The organism is Lentilactobacillus sunkii DSM 19904 (assembly GCF_001435575.1).
Taxonomy (GTDB): domain Bacteria; phylum Bacillota; class Bacilli; order Lactobacillales; family Lactobacillaceae; genus Lentilactobacillus; species Lentilactobacillus sunkii.
Genome location: NZ_AZEA01000005.1, coordinates 51,814 through 71,089, shown reverse-complemented (window position 1 = coordinate 71,089; position 19,276 = coordinate 51,814). Strand labels below are relative to the sequence as shown.

The window sequence follows — 19,276 nt, the reverse complement described above, 5'->3', positions numbered from 1 at the left end:
CGGCTGACTTTTTTGGTTAAAATAATTCGGTTTTTAAATGTATGTCGTCTTGATCTGTAATTTTTCTCAATACCCGGCAGGGATTGCCGACGGCTAATGAATTTGAGGGAATATCGCGAGTTACGACGCTACCGGCACCAATCACACAGCCATCGCCAATGGTCACACCACCGACAACCACCACGTTGCTGGCCAACCAACAATTGCTGCCGATCGTGATCGGCTTGGCATACTCATCATCATATTCGGACCCGTCTGGTCGCTGCTTCACGTTTCGATCCTGATAACGCAGGGGGTGCATGGGTGTCGCAAGGGTCACGTTGGGTCCAAACATGACATTACTGCCGATTGTGACCGGACAATCATCGAGGATGGAGAGATTGGCATTTCCGTAAAAATGGTCGCCAATCGTGGTATAGATGCCATAGTCAAAGAAAATTGGCCCTTGTAAGTAAATATTTTTATCTGCTTTTGGCAGGAGTTGGGCTAAAATTTTTGCCCGTTCTTCGGCATCTTCATCAAAAGTATTGTTGTAAAGCTTTGACAGCCGGTGGGCGTTATGTTGTTTCGATTGGAGAGTGGGGTCTGATGGATCATAAATCTTACCCGCCAGCATTTTTTCTTGTTCAGTCATGGTTTCCTCCTAAGATTTGTTATGTCATGAGTATAACGTAATCGTAGGTGATAGCGCTACCACGGATTGGCTTTTGGGTGGTTAGAGAGGCTAATGGCCATTTGGCTTTGGTATAATTGAACTAACTTGATTGGGAGGGACAGGCGTGATTAATCCAGTGCCGTTATATAAAGAAATGTTCAGTAAGATGGGACCACAATACTGGTGGCCGGCAGATTCCAAAATGGAAATTGTGATCGGTGCCATTTTGGTTCAAAATACAAATTGGAATAACGTGGATATGGCTCTGACCAACTTAAGGGATGAAACCCAACTGGACGTCAAAGAAATTCTGAAGTTATCCGACGAGCAATTACAGACTTTGATTCGGCCAAGCGGTTTTTATGTTAATAAAAGTAAGAGCCTGAGAGCCGTTCTCAGCTGGTTTGATCAACATCAATGTGACTTTAGCCAGATGGTTGGAGAATACGGTGACAAGCTCCGAGAGACGATGCTGGCACTTCCTGGGGTCGGTGAAGAGACCGCTGACTCATTAGTGGTTTATGTATTTGATCAACCCGCGTTTATTGCTGACAAGTATGCCAGAACGTTATTTACTTACCTGGGGTTTCGCGGCCTGTCGAACTACCATAAGCTTCAACAGCGGATTATCTTACCGGAAACATTCAACTATAAAGACGCCCAAGAGTTTCATGGCTTGATTGATGAATTTGGAAAGAAACATTTGAAAGATAAGCAGCAGTTTAAAGAAAGCTTCCTGGGTACCTTCGATAGGAAATTGCTCAATGTAAAGGGGTAACCATTCATTTCAGCTACGGCTTTAACAGCGTTTAATATCAACATTGACAAGTTTTTAATAATTCATATGGCATTTAATCGAAAATTCATGATAAAATTTTACTATATCTAAAGGCCAGGGGATCCTGTGGCTAATCATCGGGCTCATTTAAAGAAATTTTATCGATTGAATAGGAGCTTTTATCGTGAATATATTGTTAATGATTCTGCCGGCAATTGGTTGGGGGCTGTTATCTCCAGTCGTGGCCAAGATCGGCGGTAAACCAGCCAATCAGATTTTCGGGACCACCTTTGGGGCTTTGACAACTGCGCTGATTCTGACCGTTTTTTATCATCCCCATATTTCTACTGCCACTTTTTTAATTGCCGCATCTGCCGGGGCTTTTTGGGTAATCGGCCAGGTTGGCCAGTTCATTAGTTTAAAGAACATTGGTTTTTCGACCACAATGCCTGTTTCTACTGGGTTTCAGCTGATTGGAACTTCCCTGGTTGGCGTCGTCATTTTTGGTGAGTGGTCGACATTCACCCAGAAAGTTCTTGGGGCGATCGGTGTTCTGACGCTCATTGTGGGAATCTGGCTGACTTCAGTTACCGAACAGCTGCCCAACCAGAAAGGCCATGATAAAAAATGGCTCGGTACCATGATCATGCTGGTATTCACAACCTTGGGGTATATTATCTATATGGCCATTCCTCGAACCTTAAACAGCTCAGGATTGGCAATTTTTATGCCCGAAAGTGTCGGCATGTTTGTGGCCGTTATCATCTATGTCGTTGTTACCAAACAGAGCGCCATTTTCAAAGAAAGAACGAGTTGGCTCAACATTGCCGGTGGACTTGTCTATGCGTTAGGGGCAATTACGTACATCCTGTCTGTGAATGCAAATGGGGTTAACTCTGCGTTTGTTGTATCCCAGCTGGCAGTTGTTATTTCGACCTTATTAGGGATGGTTTGGATGCATGAATATAAGACGCCACGGGAACTGGTATTTACGTTTTGTGGATTAGTGTTGATTGTGACCGGTGCCGTGATTACGACGGTATTTTAAAATAATCTCCAAATGAAAATGGCGTCCGAACATGAATATGTTTGGACGCCATTTGATTATACTTTGATCCAATTCAGCTGAACAAATCGGTTTTCAGAGCAACAAAAAAAGCCCCTCACAGGAGGCTTTTATTTTTCGTTGATTTAATTATTCAACAACTGAAACGTTAGCAGCTTGTGGGCCACGATCGCTGTCTTCAACGTCAAGAGTTACATGTTGTCCTTCTTCAAGGGTCTTGTAACCGTCAGCATTAATAGCTGAGAAGTGAACAAAAACGTCCTTGCCGTCTTCTAAAGTGATAAAACCGTAACCTTTGTCTCCATTAAACCATTTAACAGTACCTTGTTCCATAAGAATGAAACCTCCGTTGCGCATAGCGCGATAAATTTTGCATTTGAAACTTGAAAAGTAAGGAGTCATTCTTATTAGAACGATGGACCTTGTTTCGAAGCTAAATACATTGTCTATACCTTAACAGGTAAATTCGAAAAAAGCAAATGAAAGAACTGTAATTCTTTATTTGAGTGAAGTGGCATCAGTTGGATTATAATTAAGTTAATGCGAACGCGAAAGGGGATCGTCACTTATGAGTAGATCTGTTAATTGGAAAGCCGCTTTAATTGCCGGCGGAGTCGCCGGGGTTATCTCCGGTCTGGTGAAGCTGGGCTGGGAGAATGTGTTACCGCCGCGAACACCGGAACGCAACAAAACCAATCCACCGCAACGATTACTTGAACAGGCGGGCATACCTGAAAAAGTTACCCATGCCACTTATACCTATTCCGGTGAGCAATTGCCATGGGTAAGTTACGTGATTCACTTTGGGTTCTCAACCTCATTTGCCATGTTTTACAGTCTGGCCGGCCATTATGTACCGATGATCAAGATGGGCGACGGGACATTGTTCGGCCTTGGTGTCTGGGGCGCCTTTCATCTGGGCATCATGCCTGCAATGGGGACGGTTCCTTCCGCCAAGGATCAGCCAGCTGAAGAACATGTTTCCGAAGCATTGGGTCACGTTGTCTGGATGTGGACGAATGATTTGATCGCCGATGAAGTTTATAACAAGTTAAATAAGAAATAACCATAAAAAATTCTCAAGCATGATTTTCTGCTTGAGAATTTTTGTTTACAATTGATTATTTTGATTCAGCTAATTGTTCTTTAGAAATTGTTTCAGTGTCTTCTTCAGTGTCTTCCTCAGTATCTTCGGCTGATGCTGACACTTCATGGTTACCCATCACAAGATTAATAATGATGGCACTTAACGCAGCAATCGTAATTGGTGACCCCAGAAGGTATTGGATCATCTGAGGGGTTTCACTGACAACTTTGCTTGGCAATAAGATAACTGCCATGGTGAGGACAATCGGAATACCAAGAACGTAGATTGAACTTTCATCAGTTGCCAGATTACGGATAACATTTAAACCATTAAGCATGATAATGACACAGATGATGGAGAAAATACCGCCAATGACAGCTGCAGGAACGGCAGATAAGAAGGCTGACAATTTTCCGAAGAAGCCAAGAACGATAAACCAGATTCCAGCTGAAACGAACACCCGACGGCTGGCGACACCAGTGATTGATACAACACCGGCGTTAGTTGAGTAACCAGTCATTGGAGTGGTTCCCAATAAAGCAGCAGTTAAACAGCTGAGGCCTTCACCAATAATTCCGCGGTTCCATTGTTTCTTACTGATCTTTTCACCGACAACCGCACTCATCGCAAACCAAGTTCCAGTGGTTTCCGTTGTTAATACCATGTAAATGACAACGAAAGTCAAAATAGCAGGTAACGAGAAATGAATTCCATAATGTAATGAAGTGAAGTGGGGAAGGCTGATCCAGGCAGCGTTGTTAACAACCGACCAGTCAAAACGGCCCATCATTGAAGCGACAATTGTTCCAACGACTAAAGCAATAATGATTGAACTGACTTTGAACAGACGTTGCAATTGGGGAACTCGAATACCGATGGTGATTGCGACCAGCATGGCTAGTGCAGTAATTGCGGCAATTTCAATGTTTTGATTGATGTTACCCGTCGCTTTGAAGATATTGTCATTCAAGGCAGATGGTAATAATGACAGACCCACACATGTGATGATGGTTCCACCCACGATTGCGGGTACCAATGTATTAATGATTTTTTGATAGATTCCTGAAATCCCAAGCAGAATCAGAAGAATCGCACCGACAATCAGTGACCCGAGGACAGTTGCCATTCCACCATGAGAAGCACCGTTGGCAAGATAAACACCGGCAACGGCACCAATTGGAACAAATGATGGTCCCTGAGAAACCGGTAGCTTCATGAAGTACTTAGTCTGTAAGATGGTGCCGATCCCACAGGCGAGAAATGCTGCCTGCAGGAATCCGGTCTTCTGTGCCAGGCTCATTGATAGCAAGCCGGCGATGATGATTGGTGGAACATACACGTCCATCGCGAGGACGTGCTGAAGACCTAATAATCCTGATTGAAAGTATGAAACCTTATCTTCTGGACCGTAAAGCAAACCATTGTCATTGCGTTTCATTATGAATCTCCTTAGTTTAGAATGGCAAAACACGAACTTTAATTAATAATAAAAATAAATAATTCGTATTGCTGAATGATTATATTATAAACATTCGGGTTTCAATAATCAATGGCAATTTCAAAATTAATTATTAAGAATAATGTTCGTGTTTAGGGATAATTTGACGTTCAAAAACGAACGATCATGTTGGACGCTGATGAGACAATAATGGAAACGGTATCTTATATTTTGAATGATTCAATCAAAAAAGGCTTTTGAACTCAATCAAGAATTCAAAAGCCTCTATATATACTTCGAGTATATCCTTCAATTGTTTATCTCGACAGTGCTTTAACCAAAGCATCGATACAATGATTGATTTCTTTTGATTCCAACGGTTGGTTAAATAATAGATAACCAACAATCATGCCACTGACTACCGACCACATTAATTTCAAAATTTCGGTATTTTCCCAATCAACCATCAAATGGTTCTCCTTCAATACATTCAAGTTGTGATTAATGTTCTTCCAATAAGAAGTAGGGAATTGTTGCATCAATTTGACACGGACGTCATTGTTATACAAAAGTTCGGAGACAAAGATCTTTAAGACGGCTGAATTTTCTTTCAAAAATTGAACCCGGTCCCGTAAAACTGTGTCAACAAAAGAATGAAGCGTCACATAATTTGATTGAATCGGACTGGCATCGTTAAAGTCACTGAGAACCGCTGGGAATATTGAGTGAATAACCGGATTGATGATCGCATTCAATAACCCACGTTTGTTCTTATATTTACTGAAGATATTTCCTTCAGCGACGTCAGCCTTATTGGCAATTTCTTTTGTGCTGGCGTTGGCGTATCCTTTCTCCGCAAATACTTCGATGGCCGCCAAGAGAATTCGAACCTGCTTGTCTGTCATTTCATCGAGGACATGGGCGTCGGCAAATAATTTTAATTCGGTACCATTCAGCATTCAGTGTGACTCCTTATTTAAAGTATGTGATTTGAAATTCAAATTAAGTATACACTCAATGTACGAAATTGGAAGTTTCAAAACAAATTTCTATGTAAATTCTTGATAAATGCCATGAAAACGGCATCTTTCAGAAATTAACAAATAAAGATTGACCTTTATAATTCCGTGTGTATAATAAACGTTGGTAATTGAGTGAGTAAATACTCAAACAATTGCCCGAATTCAAACCAATGAAAGAGGGCTATTACATGCGAGAGAGTGTGGAAATGAAAGAACCTAAGAAGAAGTTTTTCAGCAGTACAGAAGATGCAGGCAGCGGCAAGAGTCTTGATGAAGTTAACGGCAGTATCGTTGTTCCTCAAGACGCCGGATTCTGGCGGACATTAATGACTTATACCGGACCGGGAATTCTGATTGCGGTTGGGTATATGGATCCCGGTAACTGGATTACGTCAATCGCCGGTGGTGCTCAGTTTAAGTACAGCCTGTTATCGGTGGTCTTGATCTCAAGTTTGATTGCGATGTTGTTACAGTCCATGGCAGCTAAACTTGGAATCGTGACTGGAAAAGATTTGGCTCAATTAACCCGTGAGCAGACAAACAAACCAGTGGGTTTTGCTTTGTGGGTCATCACCGAATTTGCCATTATGGCGACGGATGTTGCGGAAATTATTGGTTCAGGGATTGCTTTGGAACTGTTATTCAAAATTCCGTTGGTTTTTGGAATCTTAATTACCAGTGCCGATGTTTTAATCCTGTTGTTGTTGATGCAGCTTGGCTTCAGAAAGATTGAAGCAATTGTTGCCACTTTGGTCGCAGTGATTTTGATGGTCTTCTCATATGAAGTCTTCTTATCAGGACCAAATATGCCGGAACTGTTTGCCGGATATATTCCATCAACTTCAATTGTGACTGACAAGTCAATGCTTTACCTGGCATTAGGAATTGTTGGTGCCACGGTTATGCCTCATGATTTGTTCCTGGGATCATCAATTTCCCAGACACGGCGGGTTGATCGTAAGGACCACAAGAGTGTTGCCAAGGCAATTAAGTTCTCAACAATTGATTCAAATATTCAGCTGTCACTGGCTTTCATCGTTAATAGTTTGCTGTTGGTACTTGGTGCAGCTTTGTTCTTTGGAACAGACAGTTCAGTTGGCCGGTTCGTTGATTTATTCAACGCCTTACAGGATTCACACATTGTTGGTGCAATTGCCAGCCCGGTTTTGAGTATGCTGTTCGCGGTTGCCCTGTTATCATCAGGTCAAAGCTCAACGATTACCGGAACCTTGTCAGGACAGATCATCATGGAAGGGTTCATTCATTTAAGAATGCCACTGTGGGCACAACGGTTGATTACCCGTTTGCTTTCAGTAACCCCAGTGTTGATCTTCGCCATTTACTATCATGGAAATGAAGCAAAAATTGAAGGCTTACTGACAGCATCACAAGTGTTCCTGAGTATTGCCTTACCGTTTGCCATCATCCCGCTGGTGATGTTCACCAGTAACAAGAAGCTGATGGGCGAGTTTGTTAACCACGCTTGGGTAAAATATGCAGCCTGGTTTGCAACAGTCGTTCTGGTTACTTTAAACATCTATCTGATTCTTCAAACTGTTGGATTGATGAAGTAGCAGTTAAAGGCCTTTATAAAAAATCAGTTGATTTTCATCCTATTCTTTATAAAAGTATTTAACAGTGAGAAGTCATTGACAATTCAAAATTTGTCAGCGACTTCTTTTCTTTTGGGCTAAAATAGAAACTAACAACTAACAGGGGGATTGGCAATGATCAAACCTGAAAAGATGATTAACGGCACCAAGTGGATTGAAACGATTCAAATTAATGCCGAAGAACGCGAAACACTCGAAAATGACTACGGAATTGATGAGGACATCATCGAGTACGTTACTGATAGAGATGAAAGCACCAATTATGTCTATGACATTAATGAAGATGACCAATTATTTATTTTCCTGGCTCCATATGCACTGGATAAGGATGCGCTGAGATACATTACCCAACCATTTGGGATGCTCCTTCACAAGGGCGTCTTGTTTACATTCAATCAGAGCCATATTCCAGAAGTTAACACCGCTCTGTATTCTGCAAGGGATAACCCGGAAGTTCAAAATGTCGACTCGTTTATTCTGGAAACTTTATTTGCCGTCGTTGACAGCTTTATTCCAATTGCAAGAGGGATTACTAAGAAGCGGAATTATTTGGATAAAACCCTTAATAAGAACACGAAGAATAGCGATCTGGTGGCTTTGTCGCATTTGCAACAGACTTTAACCTTCCTATCAAGTGGTGTTCAAACCAATCTCAGTGAACTCAATCGATTACCAAAGACTCATTTTGGGGTTGGTGCCGATCAGGATAAGCTGGATTTGTTTGAGGATGTTCAAATTGAAGGTGAACAGGTTCAACGGATGTTTGAAATTGAAACTCAAGTGGTCGATCGAATTGATCACACCTTTAACAGCATCGCTAACAATAATCTGAATGACACGATGAAATTTCTAACCATTTGGTCTCTGACAATGGCCGTTCCAACGATCATCACCGGATTCTACGGGATGAATGTCAAATTACCGTTGGCAACCATGCAATATGCCTGGATGGTGACGTTGGGAATTTCGGTTGTTTTGATTGTGGCCATGCTGATTATGTTGAAAGCTCGGCGGAAGATGTAGGGGTTGAGTTTGGTGGCGTGAAAAGGGTTGAAAGCGTCATGAAAAGTGAAGTAGTTTTGTCGTTGAGGTCGGCACGACTTTTATTTTGATAAAACGTGTTCAATCCGGCTGCCCCCGGCCATTTAAGGGAATCAAGTGACCATTCCAAGCGCTGGAATGATCACTTGATTCCCTTAAATTCTGGGGTCAAGGCGCCGGTTTTCACACTCTTTCTTTTTTACCAATCCTTTACACAAACGAAACCAAGCAAAAACATTACCCTTCTATACTAAAAGTGTTACATTGGAATGTGCGAGATTGAGAAAGTTAGGAGGGTTTTACATGAAAGAAAGCAATGAATCATTTGCCGCTTCAGCATTAACCGGGGAGGCAATTCCAACCACTGGAGACTCCACAAACACTTTTTCCATCAGTCAACCTGCTGTAAGAACACTGAAAAATGTGAAAGAACATGAAATTCACTTAGAGGGCGCTTTCAACGTCCGCGATATGGGTGGCTATCCGACCAAAGACGGTTTGGTCGTTAAAAGTCATGTTCTTTTGAGATCAGCCAGATTAAATCAGTTAACCCAAATGGATATTAATAAACTTCAAAATACTTATAATTTGGCAGTTGATTTTGATTTACGTCGCCCTGAAGAAGTCAGCGAGAACCCAGACGTTACCATCCCTGGTGTTAAGTACATCAATGATACCGTTGATACTCGGGAAACGTATTATTATCAAATTAATCCAGAAAATAATCGCAAGCATTACCGGACCTACGCAACTTCACCTCAGGCCAGAAAAGTCTACCATGATTTATTCTCAAGCCTTTTAAACAAGCCGATCGGCCAGGCATTTTTGTGGCACTGTACTTCCGGAAAGGACCGGACAGGGGTTGCTGCAGCATTGGTTCTGTACGTGTTGGGAGTTGATTCCAGAACGATATTCAAGGACTATGTAGCTTCCAATGATTTTTTGTAAGTTCAAATCAATCAACGGATTGCCCACTTGAAAGCAAAGGGTGCCAGTCGCGCTGAAATCAAATTCGCAAAGATTGATGGTGGTGTTGATTTATCATATCTGAAAGCCTTAATTGATGAGATTCACCAAGATTATGGATCGGTTGGTGAATATATTACCGAAGGCCTTCACATCACTCATGAACAGCAGGAACGACTAAGAGAAATGTATTTGGAGTAATAAGCAGATTAAGGCTATCAGATAGGAAACTGTCTGGTAGCTTTTTGATTTACTAAAAATTAAGAAATTAATTATCGTTATACTAACTATTTTCCTTTCTATCGAACTAACATATCAATTGCTGGTAATCAGTAGGGGAATTTCATTTAACTAAAATGGGCTTATATCGTCGCCGGTAAGCAGTATATCACCGCTGGTTCTGTAAAAGCTGCTAATCATTGATACGAATAATTCTAGTAAAAAATAGAAAAACTATGTTGACAGCGCTTTCTTCAAGCGCTATTATATAGATGCTGATATATAAGTATTCCATCGTTTCCAAACGATAATGTGGGCTTGATCGTTACGACGAAAAAGCAATTTTTAGATTTATTTTTGGACGATCACTCACTGAACACTGAATGCTTTTATATTTTTAGGCAAAATGTAAGCGGTTAATGATGCTCCAACTGTGATCACAATGATTACATGATTGAGTATTAATGCTCAGGGGAGGCGCTGCAGGCTCACTTATTCGGTTCGCAAGCTCAGGTTAAGTAGTTGGAAGCACAAAATTTTTAATTAGGAGTGAAATTCATGGCCAAAAAAGATGAAGAAAAAGACGTTGTTAAAACAACCGTTGGTGTTGTTACCAACGCCAAAGTTAAGGATGAACAACAGCCCAAGTTACCTTGGATGATTTCATCCGCAATGTTTTTAGCACCATTATGTTGGTATGGTCCTATCGGATCTACTCGAAGCGTTTTAATTCCACAATTGTTCGCGCAACTGGATCCGGCTCATAAAGTTTGGGCCGTTGGTATCCTTGCAACAATCGCTTCAATTACCGGTGCGGTCACCAACCTGTTGTTTGGTGCATTATCTGATGTTACCAGGACGCGCTTTGGTAAACGTAAGCCATATATTGTATTAGGAACCATTGCGATCGCGATTTCATTGGTACTGATTGCCAACACGAAGTCCATTGTTGCCATTATTGGAATTTGGATTGTTGCAGCAGCCGCTGAAAATGCGATTGCGGCCGCCATATACCCGCAGATTTCAGATCGGGTTGCGCCAAAATGGCGAGGTACCGTGTCGACGTTCTATGGAGTTGGATTTACCATTGCCCAACAAGGATTCGCCCTGTTAGCAGCTCAATTCCTGGGTAACGTTAAATTTGGTATTTACTTCATGGCTGGGTGTACCGTTATCTTAGCTTTCATCCATGTGTTGCTCATTAACGAAAAAGGCAACCTTGACGAACCAAAAGTTAAGTTTGATAAAGATAGTTTGAAGAAGTACTTCTTCTTCCCAACTCATGATGCCCGTGACTTCTACCTGGCTTTGTTCGGTAAGTTCTTCATGGTTGTTGGTTCAACAATTGTTACGACCTTCCTGCTGTTTATTTTCACTGATTACATTGGTCAAAATACCGGTCAAGCCGGCGTTTCAATTTCAATCTTTAGTTCCATCATGCTCTTTATCGGTGTGTTCTTTGCCCTGGTTGGTGGACCACTTGCCGATAAGCTTGGCCGTGTTAAAGCCCCAGTTGTAATTGCAACCTTCGCTTTGGGTGCTGCCGCACTGTTCCCACTGTTTGTTAAGGAACCATGGGCAATGTTTGCATATGCCGTTATCGCTGCTTTTGGTAATGGTTTGTACAACTCAGTTGATGGTGCCTTGAACATGGATGTTTTGCCATCATCAGATACTGCCGGTAAGAATTTGGGATTAATTAACTTGGCCAACACCTTAGGTCAAATGCTTGGTGCCATGGTTGCTTCAGCCATTGTTGAAGCCTTTGGTTACGGTGCCATCTTCATCTTTGCCATTGGTATGGAAATTATTGGTGGTATTGCGATTGCCATGATTAAGCGTGTTAAGTAGTAACAATGAATCGTTATTTGTAAGGAAGAGGGATGAACTATGTCAGTGAACTCAGATGACTGGAAACGAGCTTTACAGTCAAAGGATGCATTTGCAGACTTTATTTACGAATACTTCAAGGATCACAAAGATTTAACTGGAAATTATGAAACCCCAAGTTACTACGAATATTACGTGGTTACTTTGGACAGTAAAGAAGGGTTGATTATCACCCTGAAGACCGGTTTGAATCAAACCACCGGCGACGTAAACGCGCCGCTTCCATTTAAAGATGTTGAACATATCTCGATCGAAGATTTCAGACAGCTTGTTTTGAACAAGAAGTTCGAAGATCAGAGTGAAAGCTTGACCGACGTCTTTTCAAAGATGCTTGCATCGGAACCAAATGCCCGCTTTAAGCACGGCCACGGGAATAAATAAAGTTATAGTCATTAATCTTGTCACTATTAATCAGGTCCTTACATAGGGCCTGATTTTTTGTTTTAAAATATTTAGTAAATATTATTAAACATTTAATCAATGGAATAAATTGTTTATTGACAAAAATCCATAAAGCGCTTACATTGTAGTTAGTGTTCATACTAAGCTAGAGGAGTGTGATAAGTTCATGGAACCAGACATTAAATGGCTAGACGATCCCGAAACATTTCGGGTGGGGATGATTCCTGCACACAGCGACCATCAATTTTATCAAAGTAATGATGAGATTAGGAATGGTCAAAGCAGTTATGTGCAAAGCTTAAACGGGCAGTGGCAATTTGCTTATGCAAAGGACCCAATGCACCGAATCAAGAATTTTTATGCTGCCGATTTTGACAGCAGTGACTTTGATCATATCAAGGTCCCTCAACACATTGAATTTGCGGGATACGATAAATTTCATTACATTAACACGATGTATCCTTGGGAAGGCAAGATTTATCGCCGTCCGGCATACGCGCTTGACCAAAATGACAAGGCTGAGGGGCAGTTCAGTGAGGCGACTGATAATCCAGTTGGTCAATACATCAAAAAATTTACTCTGAATTCAGAATTTAAAGATAAAAAGGTCCGCGTTCGCTTTGATGGTGTCGAAAAGGCCATGTACGTCTGGCTGAACGGGCATTTTCTGGGTTATGCGGAAGACAGTTTTACACCGTCGGAGTTTGATTTGACACCTTATCTGCAGGAAGGTAAGAACACGTTGGCAGTGGAAGCCTTTAAGCTGAGCACAGCGGCATGGCTGGAAGACCAGGATATGTTCCGATTCTTTGGGATTTTCAGGGATGTTTCGTTGATTGCCCAACCTGAAATTCATATTGAGGACCTGACAATCAAGCCAACGTTGTCTGATGATCTTAAAGATGGAACTTTGAACGTCGACACCAAGATGACGGTTAACAAGTCCGGTGCCACAGCAAAAGTACAAGTGACGGATGCTGACGGAAAGCAACTATACGACGAAACTCAACCGGTTACCGATTCAATTTCGCTAAAAGATATTGAATTCAAAAACGTTCATCTCTACGACAATCATGATCCCTATCTTTACCAGCTCACAATTGAAATTGATGATAAAGATGGTCATGTCCTTGAGATTGTGCCTTACAAATTTGGCTTCAGGAAGATTGAAATTAATTCCGACAAGGTTATCACGTTGAACGGTAAGCGCCTGATTATTAACGGCGTTAACCGCCATGAATGGGATTGCCATTCCGGCCGGGTTGTTTCCGTCGACGATATGAAGGCTGATATCCGAACCTTCAAGAAGAACAACATCAATGCTGTGAGAACCTGCCACTATCCTGATCACACGTTGTGGTATCACTTATGTGACATTAATGGGATTTACGTGATGGCTGAAAATAATTTGGAGTCTCACGGTACCTGGCAGAAGCTTGGTGCGGTTGAGCCATCATACAACGTTCCGGGTTCCGTACCACAGTGGAAAGCTGCTGTCATTGACCGAGCACGAAATAATTATGAGATGCTTAAGAACCATGCCAGCATTCTTTTCTGGTCACTGGGAAACGAATCCTATGCCGGTGACGATATTCAGGCGATGGAAGAATTCTACAAGAGTGTTGACCCAACCCGTTTGGTTCACTATGAAGGGGTTGTTCAGAACAGAAAATACGAAGATGTTATTTCCGATGTTGAAAGTCGGATGTACGCTTCTCCTGATGAAATTAAAGATTATTTGGATCATGATCCAAAGAAGCCGTTTATGCTGTGCGAATACATGCATGATATGGGTAACTCACTTGGCGGCATGAAATCATATATTGACTTGATCGACAAGTATCCAATGTATGCAGGCGGCTTTATCTGGGACTTCATTGACCAAGCCATTGAAGTCAACGATGAGGTGACCGGCAAAAAAGTACTCAGATATGGCGGCGACTTTGATGACCGGATGTCTGACTATGAATTTTCAGGTGACGGTTTGATGTTTGCGGATCGAACTGAAAAGCCAGCAATGCAGGAGGTGAAATATTACTATGGTCAACACAAATAAACAATTGCATGTGATATACGGTGACGGTGGCATTGGTGTTGGTGGCGAGGATTTCCACTACATTTTCAATTACACCCGAGGCGGGATGGAGTCCATGGTGATTAACGGTCGTGAATGGATGTATCGCGAACCCAAGCCGACTTTCTGGCGGGCAACCACCGATAATGACCACGGTAACGGCTTCTCCAAGCAAGCTGTTCAGTGGTATGGTGCCGATATGTTTTCAGGGGCAGACAAAGTTGATATTAAAATCAATGATCAATTGATTGAATTTCCAAGTGCTCCTGGTAATAACAAATATTCCAACCACGAGTTTGCTGATAAAGTTGAAGTGGTTTATCACTATCGGACACAGACCATTCCAAGAACCGACGTGAATGTCAGTTATACGGTAACACCAGATGGCGTTATTAAGGTTCATACCCACTATACTGGAAACGATCAATTGCCTGATTTGCCGGTATTTGGGATGCGCTTCATTTTGCCAACAGCGGCTACCGGCTTTGAGTACGCTGGCTTGTCTGGTGAAACTTATCCGGATCGAATGGCTGGCGGAATTCCCGGGGAGTATAAGGTCGACGGCCTGCCTGTGACCAACTACATGGTCCCACAAGACTGTGGTGTGCACATGAAGACTGATTGGGTAACTGTTACCCGAAATACCACCAAGGACAGTTCAGACCACTCCGATACGCCGTTTAGTATCAAATTTGAAAAAGATGGTGCTCCATTTGCCTTTAGCTGCCTACCATATACGGCTGAAGAGCTTGAGAACGCGACCCATCAAGAAGAGCTGCCATTACCAAGACGCACTGTTGTTTCGATTCTAGGTGCGGTTCGTGGTGTCGGCGGCATTGACAGCTGGGGCAGGGATGTTGAAGAACAATACCACATTCCAGCTGGCAAGGATATTGATTTTGGATTTAAGATTACGAAAGCATAAATGCATGCATGAGGCAGCCATAACGGCTGTCTTTTTGTTTACCATAATAAAAGTTAATTTTAGGAAAATACTTTCTAAATCATCTTGCATTTTAGTAAAATACGCGGTATTCTTAATACTGTAAAAGCGCTTTCAAAATAATATGATGAGGTGATCTTAGCATTGAAACGAAAACTGTTTAACGAACAAATTAAGGATAACCCCTTACGCAGCAAAGCTGACGTTAAGGCTGCCCTGGTTGATATTTTAACGCCAGCCATGGAAGTTCTGGCTCAGCAAAAACGCAAGGGCCGTTTCCGGATGAGCGACAGCGGTGCCGTTTATCTTCAAGATAAAACCGAGATTGAAGGCTTCATGCGTTTACTTTGGGGCCTGGGACCATTCTTTAGCGACCGCAAACGCATTTATGAACATCCTGACTGGTACGAACTAGTGACCGAAGGCATTATCGCCGGAACTGATCCGGATTCCCCAGATTATTGGGGCGGAGACCTTGGCGACTACGACCAGGTTTTCGTTGAAATGGGTGCCTTAACTGCTTTCTTCTATGAAACCAAAGAAACTTTCTGGGATACTTTATCTGTTCCTAAGCAAAAAACAATCGTGAAGTGGATGGATCAGGTTAACCACAAGACGATTCCAAAGACTAACTGGTTGTTCTTCCGGGCCATGGTTAACCAGTTCATTGACGATTCAGGATATATGGATAATTCTGAATTAATCGACGCCGACTATGCCATTACCAACAAACATTATTTGGGCCACGGCTGGTCGTACGATGGTTATGTGAACCAGATTGATAACTACATTCCATTTGCTTACCAGTTCTTTACGATCTTAACGGTTGGGTTGGCCCATACCGACAACGAACAAAGTAAGCTCTTAAAGGAACGGGCAAAGGCCTTTGTCCCAAGCTATGCCAACTGGTTCGCTGCAGATGGTGCAGCACTTCCTTATGGTCGAAGCTTGGATTATCGATTTGCCCAAGCCGCATTCTGGGCTGCTTATGCCTATGCGCACGTTGACATGCCGGATGGATACAGCTTAGGAGATATTAAACATCTGTTGTTGAATAACCTGCGTTGGTGGTTCCAACAGAATATCTTCCAAACTGATGGTTTGATTCCAATTGGTTATTCATATCCAAATATGAACTTTGCGGAAGGTTATAACGGACCTGCCTCAGCATACTGGGCATTGAAGACCTTTATCTTCTTTGCACTTCCTGATGATGATCCATTCTGGACCACTAAGGAAAGCGACGACTTTAAGTTTGAAGCTTTGAAGAAACAGCCTGAACCAAGAATGCTGATTGCCCACAGTCAAAATGGCTTGGAAGTTCAGTCATTCACTGCTGGCCAACATTCACATGAGCATGCCCATGGTGAAGCCAAATATGAAAAGTACGTTTATTCCACAACATTTGGTTTCAGTACACCAAAAGGATCAGTTCTTTTGAAACAGGGTGCCTATGATAACACTTTGGCAGTTGCTGAATCTGATAACTTCTGGCAGACAGCTTTCAAGTACGAAAACTACGCAATTCATGATAATTACGTCTACTCCGACTGGAAACCGTATGACGACGTTGAGATTAAGAATTTCGTTGTTCCAGCAATGCCTTGGCACGTCCGGGTTCATGAAATTGACAACGGCCGCACGATTCATTTGGCAGAAGGAAGCTTCGCAGCTCCTGATACCGGTGCCCCAACTCAAGTTGAGATGAAGACCAACGTTGATAACGCCGTCTTCTACAAGACTGAAGTTGGTATTACCGGGATTATCGGTTTGTCAAAAGAACTCAAAGCTGAATTATCGGTTCCGGAACCAAATACCAATTTGTACTTCCCTAAGACAAAGATTCCTTTACAGACAGGGGTATTAAAGCCCGGTCATTATGTATTGGTATCTCTTTACCTGGGTGACCGTGAACTCGAAAGCTTGGACGATGACGGAAATGTTGTTATTCCTGAAGTAAAGCTTGATGGTAACAAGTTGACGATTGGGTTTAATGACCATAGTGTTGAAGCAACGTTTGATGAATTTTAATCAATAACACAAAAATCCTACCAATTTCATGGTAGGATTTTTTGATATGATCTTTAGTTTTCATCAGCAAAATAACTTGGAAATTGTTTAATCAATTCATCTTTTTCGGCAAGCATCAAATTCAAATGATTAAAGCCATACTTTTCAGCGGCATCAGCATCATGAGCTTCCACGGCATCCAGGATTTCCGTATGCTCCTTGATGAGTTCATCAAGCGGCATGTTGGTTTGCTGGATTCGCAGGAATCGGTAACGATCAAGCTGGAGTGACAGATTTTCGAGCCAATCCCACACTTGCAGACGGTTCGTAGCTTTATAAAAGCTTTTGTGAAAATCATTATCCAAGTAGAAGAAGTCGACTGCATTGTGCTCTTCAGCTGCAATTTGCTGTTTGCTGATAACGGTTCGGCTGTCGAGAATATCCATCTTTGACATTTTCTTTGCCGCTTCACTGACAATACTCCGTTCAACACTCTGGCGGACAAAACGGGCATTTAGGGCGCTACTCAGACTGATCTTAGTCACATATGTGCCGCTTTGGGGAACGGTCATCATCAAGCCGTCATTTTTTAGGCGTAAAATGGCTTCCCGAACAGGGGTGCGACTGATATTTAGACGGTCGATCAGCGTCTTATCCTGGATCTTTTCACCAGGCAAAAATTTTAATTTTAAAATGTCGTTTAAAATAGCTTCATAAGCGACTTCATTTAAGCTTTGCATATTAAACCTCATTATTTGTTGTATTAGCATTCTAATTGTACCACTAAGCAGGGAAAGATTTATAGGATGTTGAAAGAAATTGTCGCTTACCATTGACAGCGGTTACACATGGTGGTAAATTTTAAGTAATTGATATATTAGAATACTAGATTAATATATTAGCAATATTTACTAAAGTATTCTTCATTTACTAAATTGTATCATGTCTTTTCAAGGAGGAAATAATGGGACAGATTAAGATGGGATTCCGCTGGTTCGGTGAAAAGGACGATGACATTTCCTTATCACAGATCCGTCAGATTCCTCAAACCAAACAAGTAGTTGGTGCGTTGTTTGATGTTCCTGTGGGCGAAGTTTGGCCGCAAGACAAGATCAATGCATTAAAAAAACAAGTGACCGATGCCGGCTTAAAGCTTGAGGTGATTGAGTCAGTCAACATTCATGATGACATCAAGATTGGCCTGCCAAGCCGCGACAAGTACATCGCAAATTACATTCAAACAATTAAAAACCTTTCGAAAGTGGGCATCAAGGTTATCTGTTATAACTTCATGCCGGTCTTTGACTGGTTAAGAACTGATCTGCATCATCAATTGGCCGATGGCTCAAATGCGATGATGTATGAACAAGCCAAGCTGCCTAAAGATCCAGAAGCATTGATGGCCCACATGAAATCCGGTTCAAACGGTTTCTCACTTCCTGGTTGGGAACCTGAACGATTGGCAGCCCTCCAAGATTTATTTGACGCATATAAAGATGTCGATGAAGATAAATTGGTGGAGAATTTGAAGTACTTCCTCGATGCCGTTATTCCGGTTTGTGAGAAGTATGATGTTCGAATGGCAATGCATCCGGATGATCCACCGAAGCCATTGTTTGGTCTACCACGGATTTTCAAGAACCGCGATGACATGCTCAGAATTGAAAAGCTGTACGAGTCACGATACAACGGCTTTACAATCTGTACTGGAAGCCTTGGTGAGAACCAGAATAACGACTTACCGGCAATTATCCGCGAATTCGTACCTAAGGACCGGGTACCGTTCATGCACGTTCGAAACATCAAGTTTGTTAACAAGCAGGGTGACTTCCATGAGTCAGCTCATCCATCCAGTGAAGGTTCATTGGATATGTTTGAAATCATGAAGGCATTGCATGATACTGATTACGATGGCTATATTCGTCCGGACCATGGTCGCAATATTTGGGATGAAGACGGCCGTCCAGGATATGGGCTCTACGATCGGGCACTCGGGATTACGTATCTGCTCGGATTGTGGGAAGCACTGGAAAAGGCTAAAAGTTGATTCTCAGCTGTTCCGTTAATGGAAG

Annotated in this window: 16 protein-coding genes and 1 pseudogene; 12 read left to right on the top strand and 5 right to left on the bottom strand. The window is 42.2% G+C overall.

Annotated elements, in window-relative coordinates; genetic code table 11:
- Window positions 1-16 precede the first annotated feature (16 nt).
- Window positions 17-634: a sugar O-acetyltransferase gene (locus tag FD17_RS05260; protein ID WP_057824320.1), complete on the bottom strand. Its 618-nt coding sequence runs from the start codon at window positions 632-634 to the stop codon at window positions 17-19.
- A gap of 145 nt (window positions 635-779) precedes the next feature.
- Here FD17_RS05260 and FD17_RS05255 point away from each other — a divergent pair, with 145 nt between their 5' ends.
- A complete protein-coding gene (locus FD17_RS05255; RefSeq protein WP_057824317.1) occupies window positions 780-1,433 on the top strand; it encodes an endonuclease III domain-containing protein in 654 nt (217 codons plus the stop codon).
- A 184-nt stretch (window positions 1,434-1,617) separates the two neighbouring features.
- The gene (locus FD17_RS05250; RefSeq protein WP_057824315.1) at window positions 1,618-2,481 is read left to right on the top strand and encodes a GRP family sugar transporter; all 864 of its coding nucleotides are present in this window, start codon (window positions 1,618-1,620) and stop codon (window positions 2,479-2,481) included.
- A gap of 147 nt (window positions 2,482-2,628) precedes the next feature.
- Here FD17_RS05250 and FD17_RS05245 read toward each other — a convergent pair whose 3' ends face one another.
- Entirely contained in the window at window positions 2,629-2,832 is a 204-nt protein-coding gene (locus FD17_RS05245; protein WP_057824313.1) for a cold-shock protein, read from the bottom strand.
- 235 nt (window positions 2,833-3,067) lie between these two features.
- Between FD17_RS05245 and FD17_RS05240 the strand changes: the two genes are divergently transcribed.
- A complete protein-coding gene (locus tag FD17_RS05240) occupies window positions 3,068-3,565 on the top strand; it encodes a DUF1440 domain-containing protein (protein ID WP_057824312.1) in 498 nt (165 codons plus the stop codon).
- A 55-nt stretch (window positions 3,566-3,620) separates the two neighbouring features.
- Here FD17_RS05240 and FD17_RS05235 read toward each other — a convergent pair whose 3' ends face one another.
- On the bottom strand, window positions 3,621-5,024 hold the full coding sequence (locus FD17_RS05235; protein WP_057824309.1) for a uracil-xanthine permease family protein: 1,404 nt from the start codon (window positions 5,022-5,024) through the stop codon (window positions 3,621-3,623).
- Window positions 5,025-5,341: 317 nt separating this feature from the next.
- Window positions 5,342-5,983 (bottom strand): TetR/AcrR family transcriptional regulator, encoded by a 642-nt coding sequence (locus tag FD17_RS05230; RefSeq protein ID WP_057824307.1) that lies wholly within the window; start codon window positions 5,981-5,983, stop codon window positions 5,342-5,344.
- A gap of 251 nt (window positions 5,984-6,234) precedes the next feature.
- Here FD17_RS05230 and FD17_RS05225 point away from each other — a divergent pair, with 251 nt between their 5' ends.
- The 8 genes and pseudogenes from FD17_RS05225 (at window position 6,235) to FD17_RS05190 (ending at window position 17,225) form a co-directional block, all read left to right on the top strand.
- Complete coding sequence (locus FD17_RS05225; RefSeq protein ID WP_082617137.1) at window positions 6,235-7,620, top strand: Nramp family divalent metal transporter; 1,386 nt, start codon at window positions 6,235-6,237, stop codon at window positions 7,618-7,620.
- Window positions 7,621-7,773: 153 nt separating this feature from the next.
- Window positions 7,774-8,682: a magnesium transporter CorA family protein gene (locus tag FD17_RS05220; RefSeq protein ID WP_057824305.1), complete on the top strand. Its 909-nt coding sequence runs from the start codon at window positions 7,774-7,776 to the stop codon at window positions 8,680-8,682.
- A 321-nt stretch (window positions 8,683-9,003) separates the two neighbouring features.
- Window positions 9,004-9,867 (top strand): annotated as a pseudogene (locus FD17_RS05215) (tyrosine-protein phosphatase).
- A gap of 576 nt (window positions 9,868-10,443) precedes the next feature.
- Window positions 10,444-11,736, top strand: coding sequence for an MFS transporter (locus FD17_RS05210; protein ID WP_057824303.1), 1,293 nt, complete (start codon window positions 10,444-10,446; stop codon window positions 11,734-11,736).
- Window positions 11,737-11,775: 39 nt separating this feature from the next.
- On the top strand, window positions 11,776-12,156 hold the full coding sequence (locus FD17_RS05205) for a hypothetical protein (protein WP_057824301.1): 381 nt from the start codon (window positions 11,776-11,778) through the stop codon (window positions 12,154-12,156).
- 187 nt (window positions 12,157-12,343) lie between these two features.
- The gene (locus FD17_RS05200; protein WP_057824299.1) at window positions 12,344-14,233 is read left to right on the top strand and encodes a glycoside hydrolase family 2 TIM barrel-domain containing protein; all 1,890 of its coding nucleotides are present in this window, start codon (window positions 12,344-12,346) and stop codon (window positions 14,231-14,233) included.
- Window positions 14,217-15,176, top strand: coding sequence for a beta-galactosidase small subunit (locus FD17_RS05195; RefSeq protein WP_057824297.1), 960 nt, complete (start codon window positions 14,217-14,219; stop codon window positions 15,174-15,176). Before FD17_RS05200 ends, FD17_RS05195 begins: the two co-directional genes overlap by 17 nt.
- A 162-nt stretch (window positions 15,177-15,338) precedes the next feature.
- Window positions 15,339-17,225, top strand: coding sequence for a DUF2264 domain-containing protein (locus FD17_RS05190; RefSeq protein WP_057824295.1), 1,887 nt, complete (start codon window positions 15,339-15,341; stop codon window positions 17,223-17,225).
- 53 nt (window positions 17,226-17,278) lie between these two features.
- Here FD17_RS05190 and FD17_RS05185 read toward each other — a convergent pair whose 3' ends face one another.
- Window positions 17,279-17,944: a GntR family transcriptional regulator gene (locus FD17_RS05185; RefSeq protein WP_057824293.1), complete on the bottom strand. Its 666-nt coding sequence runs from the start codon at window positions 17,942-17,944 to the stop codon at window positions 17,279-17,281.
- A gap of 224 nt (window positions 17,945-18,168) precedes the next feature.
- Between FD17_RS05185 and uxuA the strand changes: the two genes are divergently transcribed.
- Complete coding sequence (uxuA, locus tag FD17_RS05180; protein WP_057824290.1) at window positions 18,169-19,251, top strand: mannonate dehydratase; 1,083 nt, start codon at window positions 18,169-18,171, stop codon at window positions 19,249-19,251.
- Window positions 19,252-19,276: the final 25 nt, after the last annotated feature.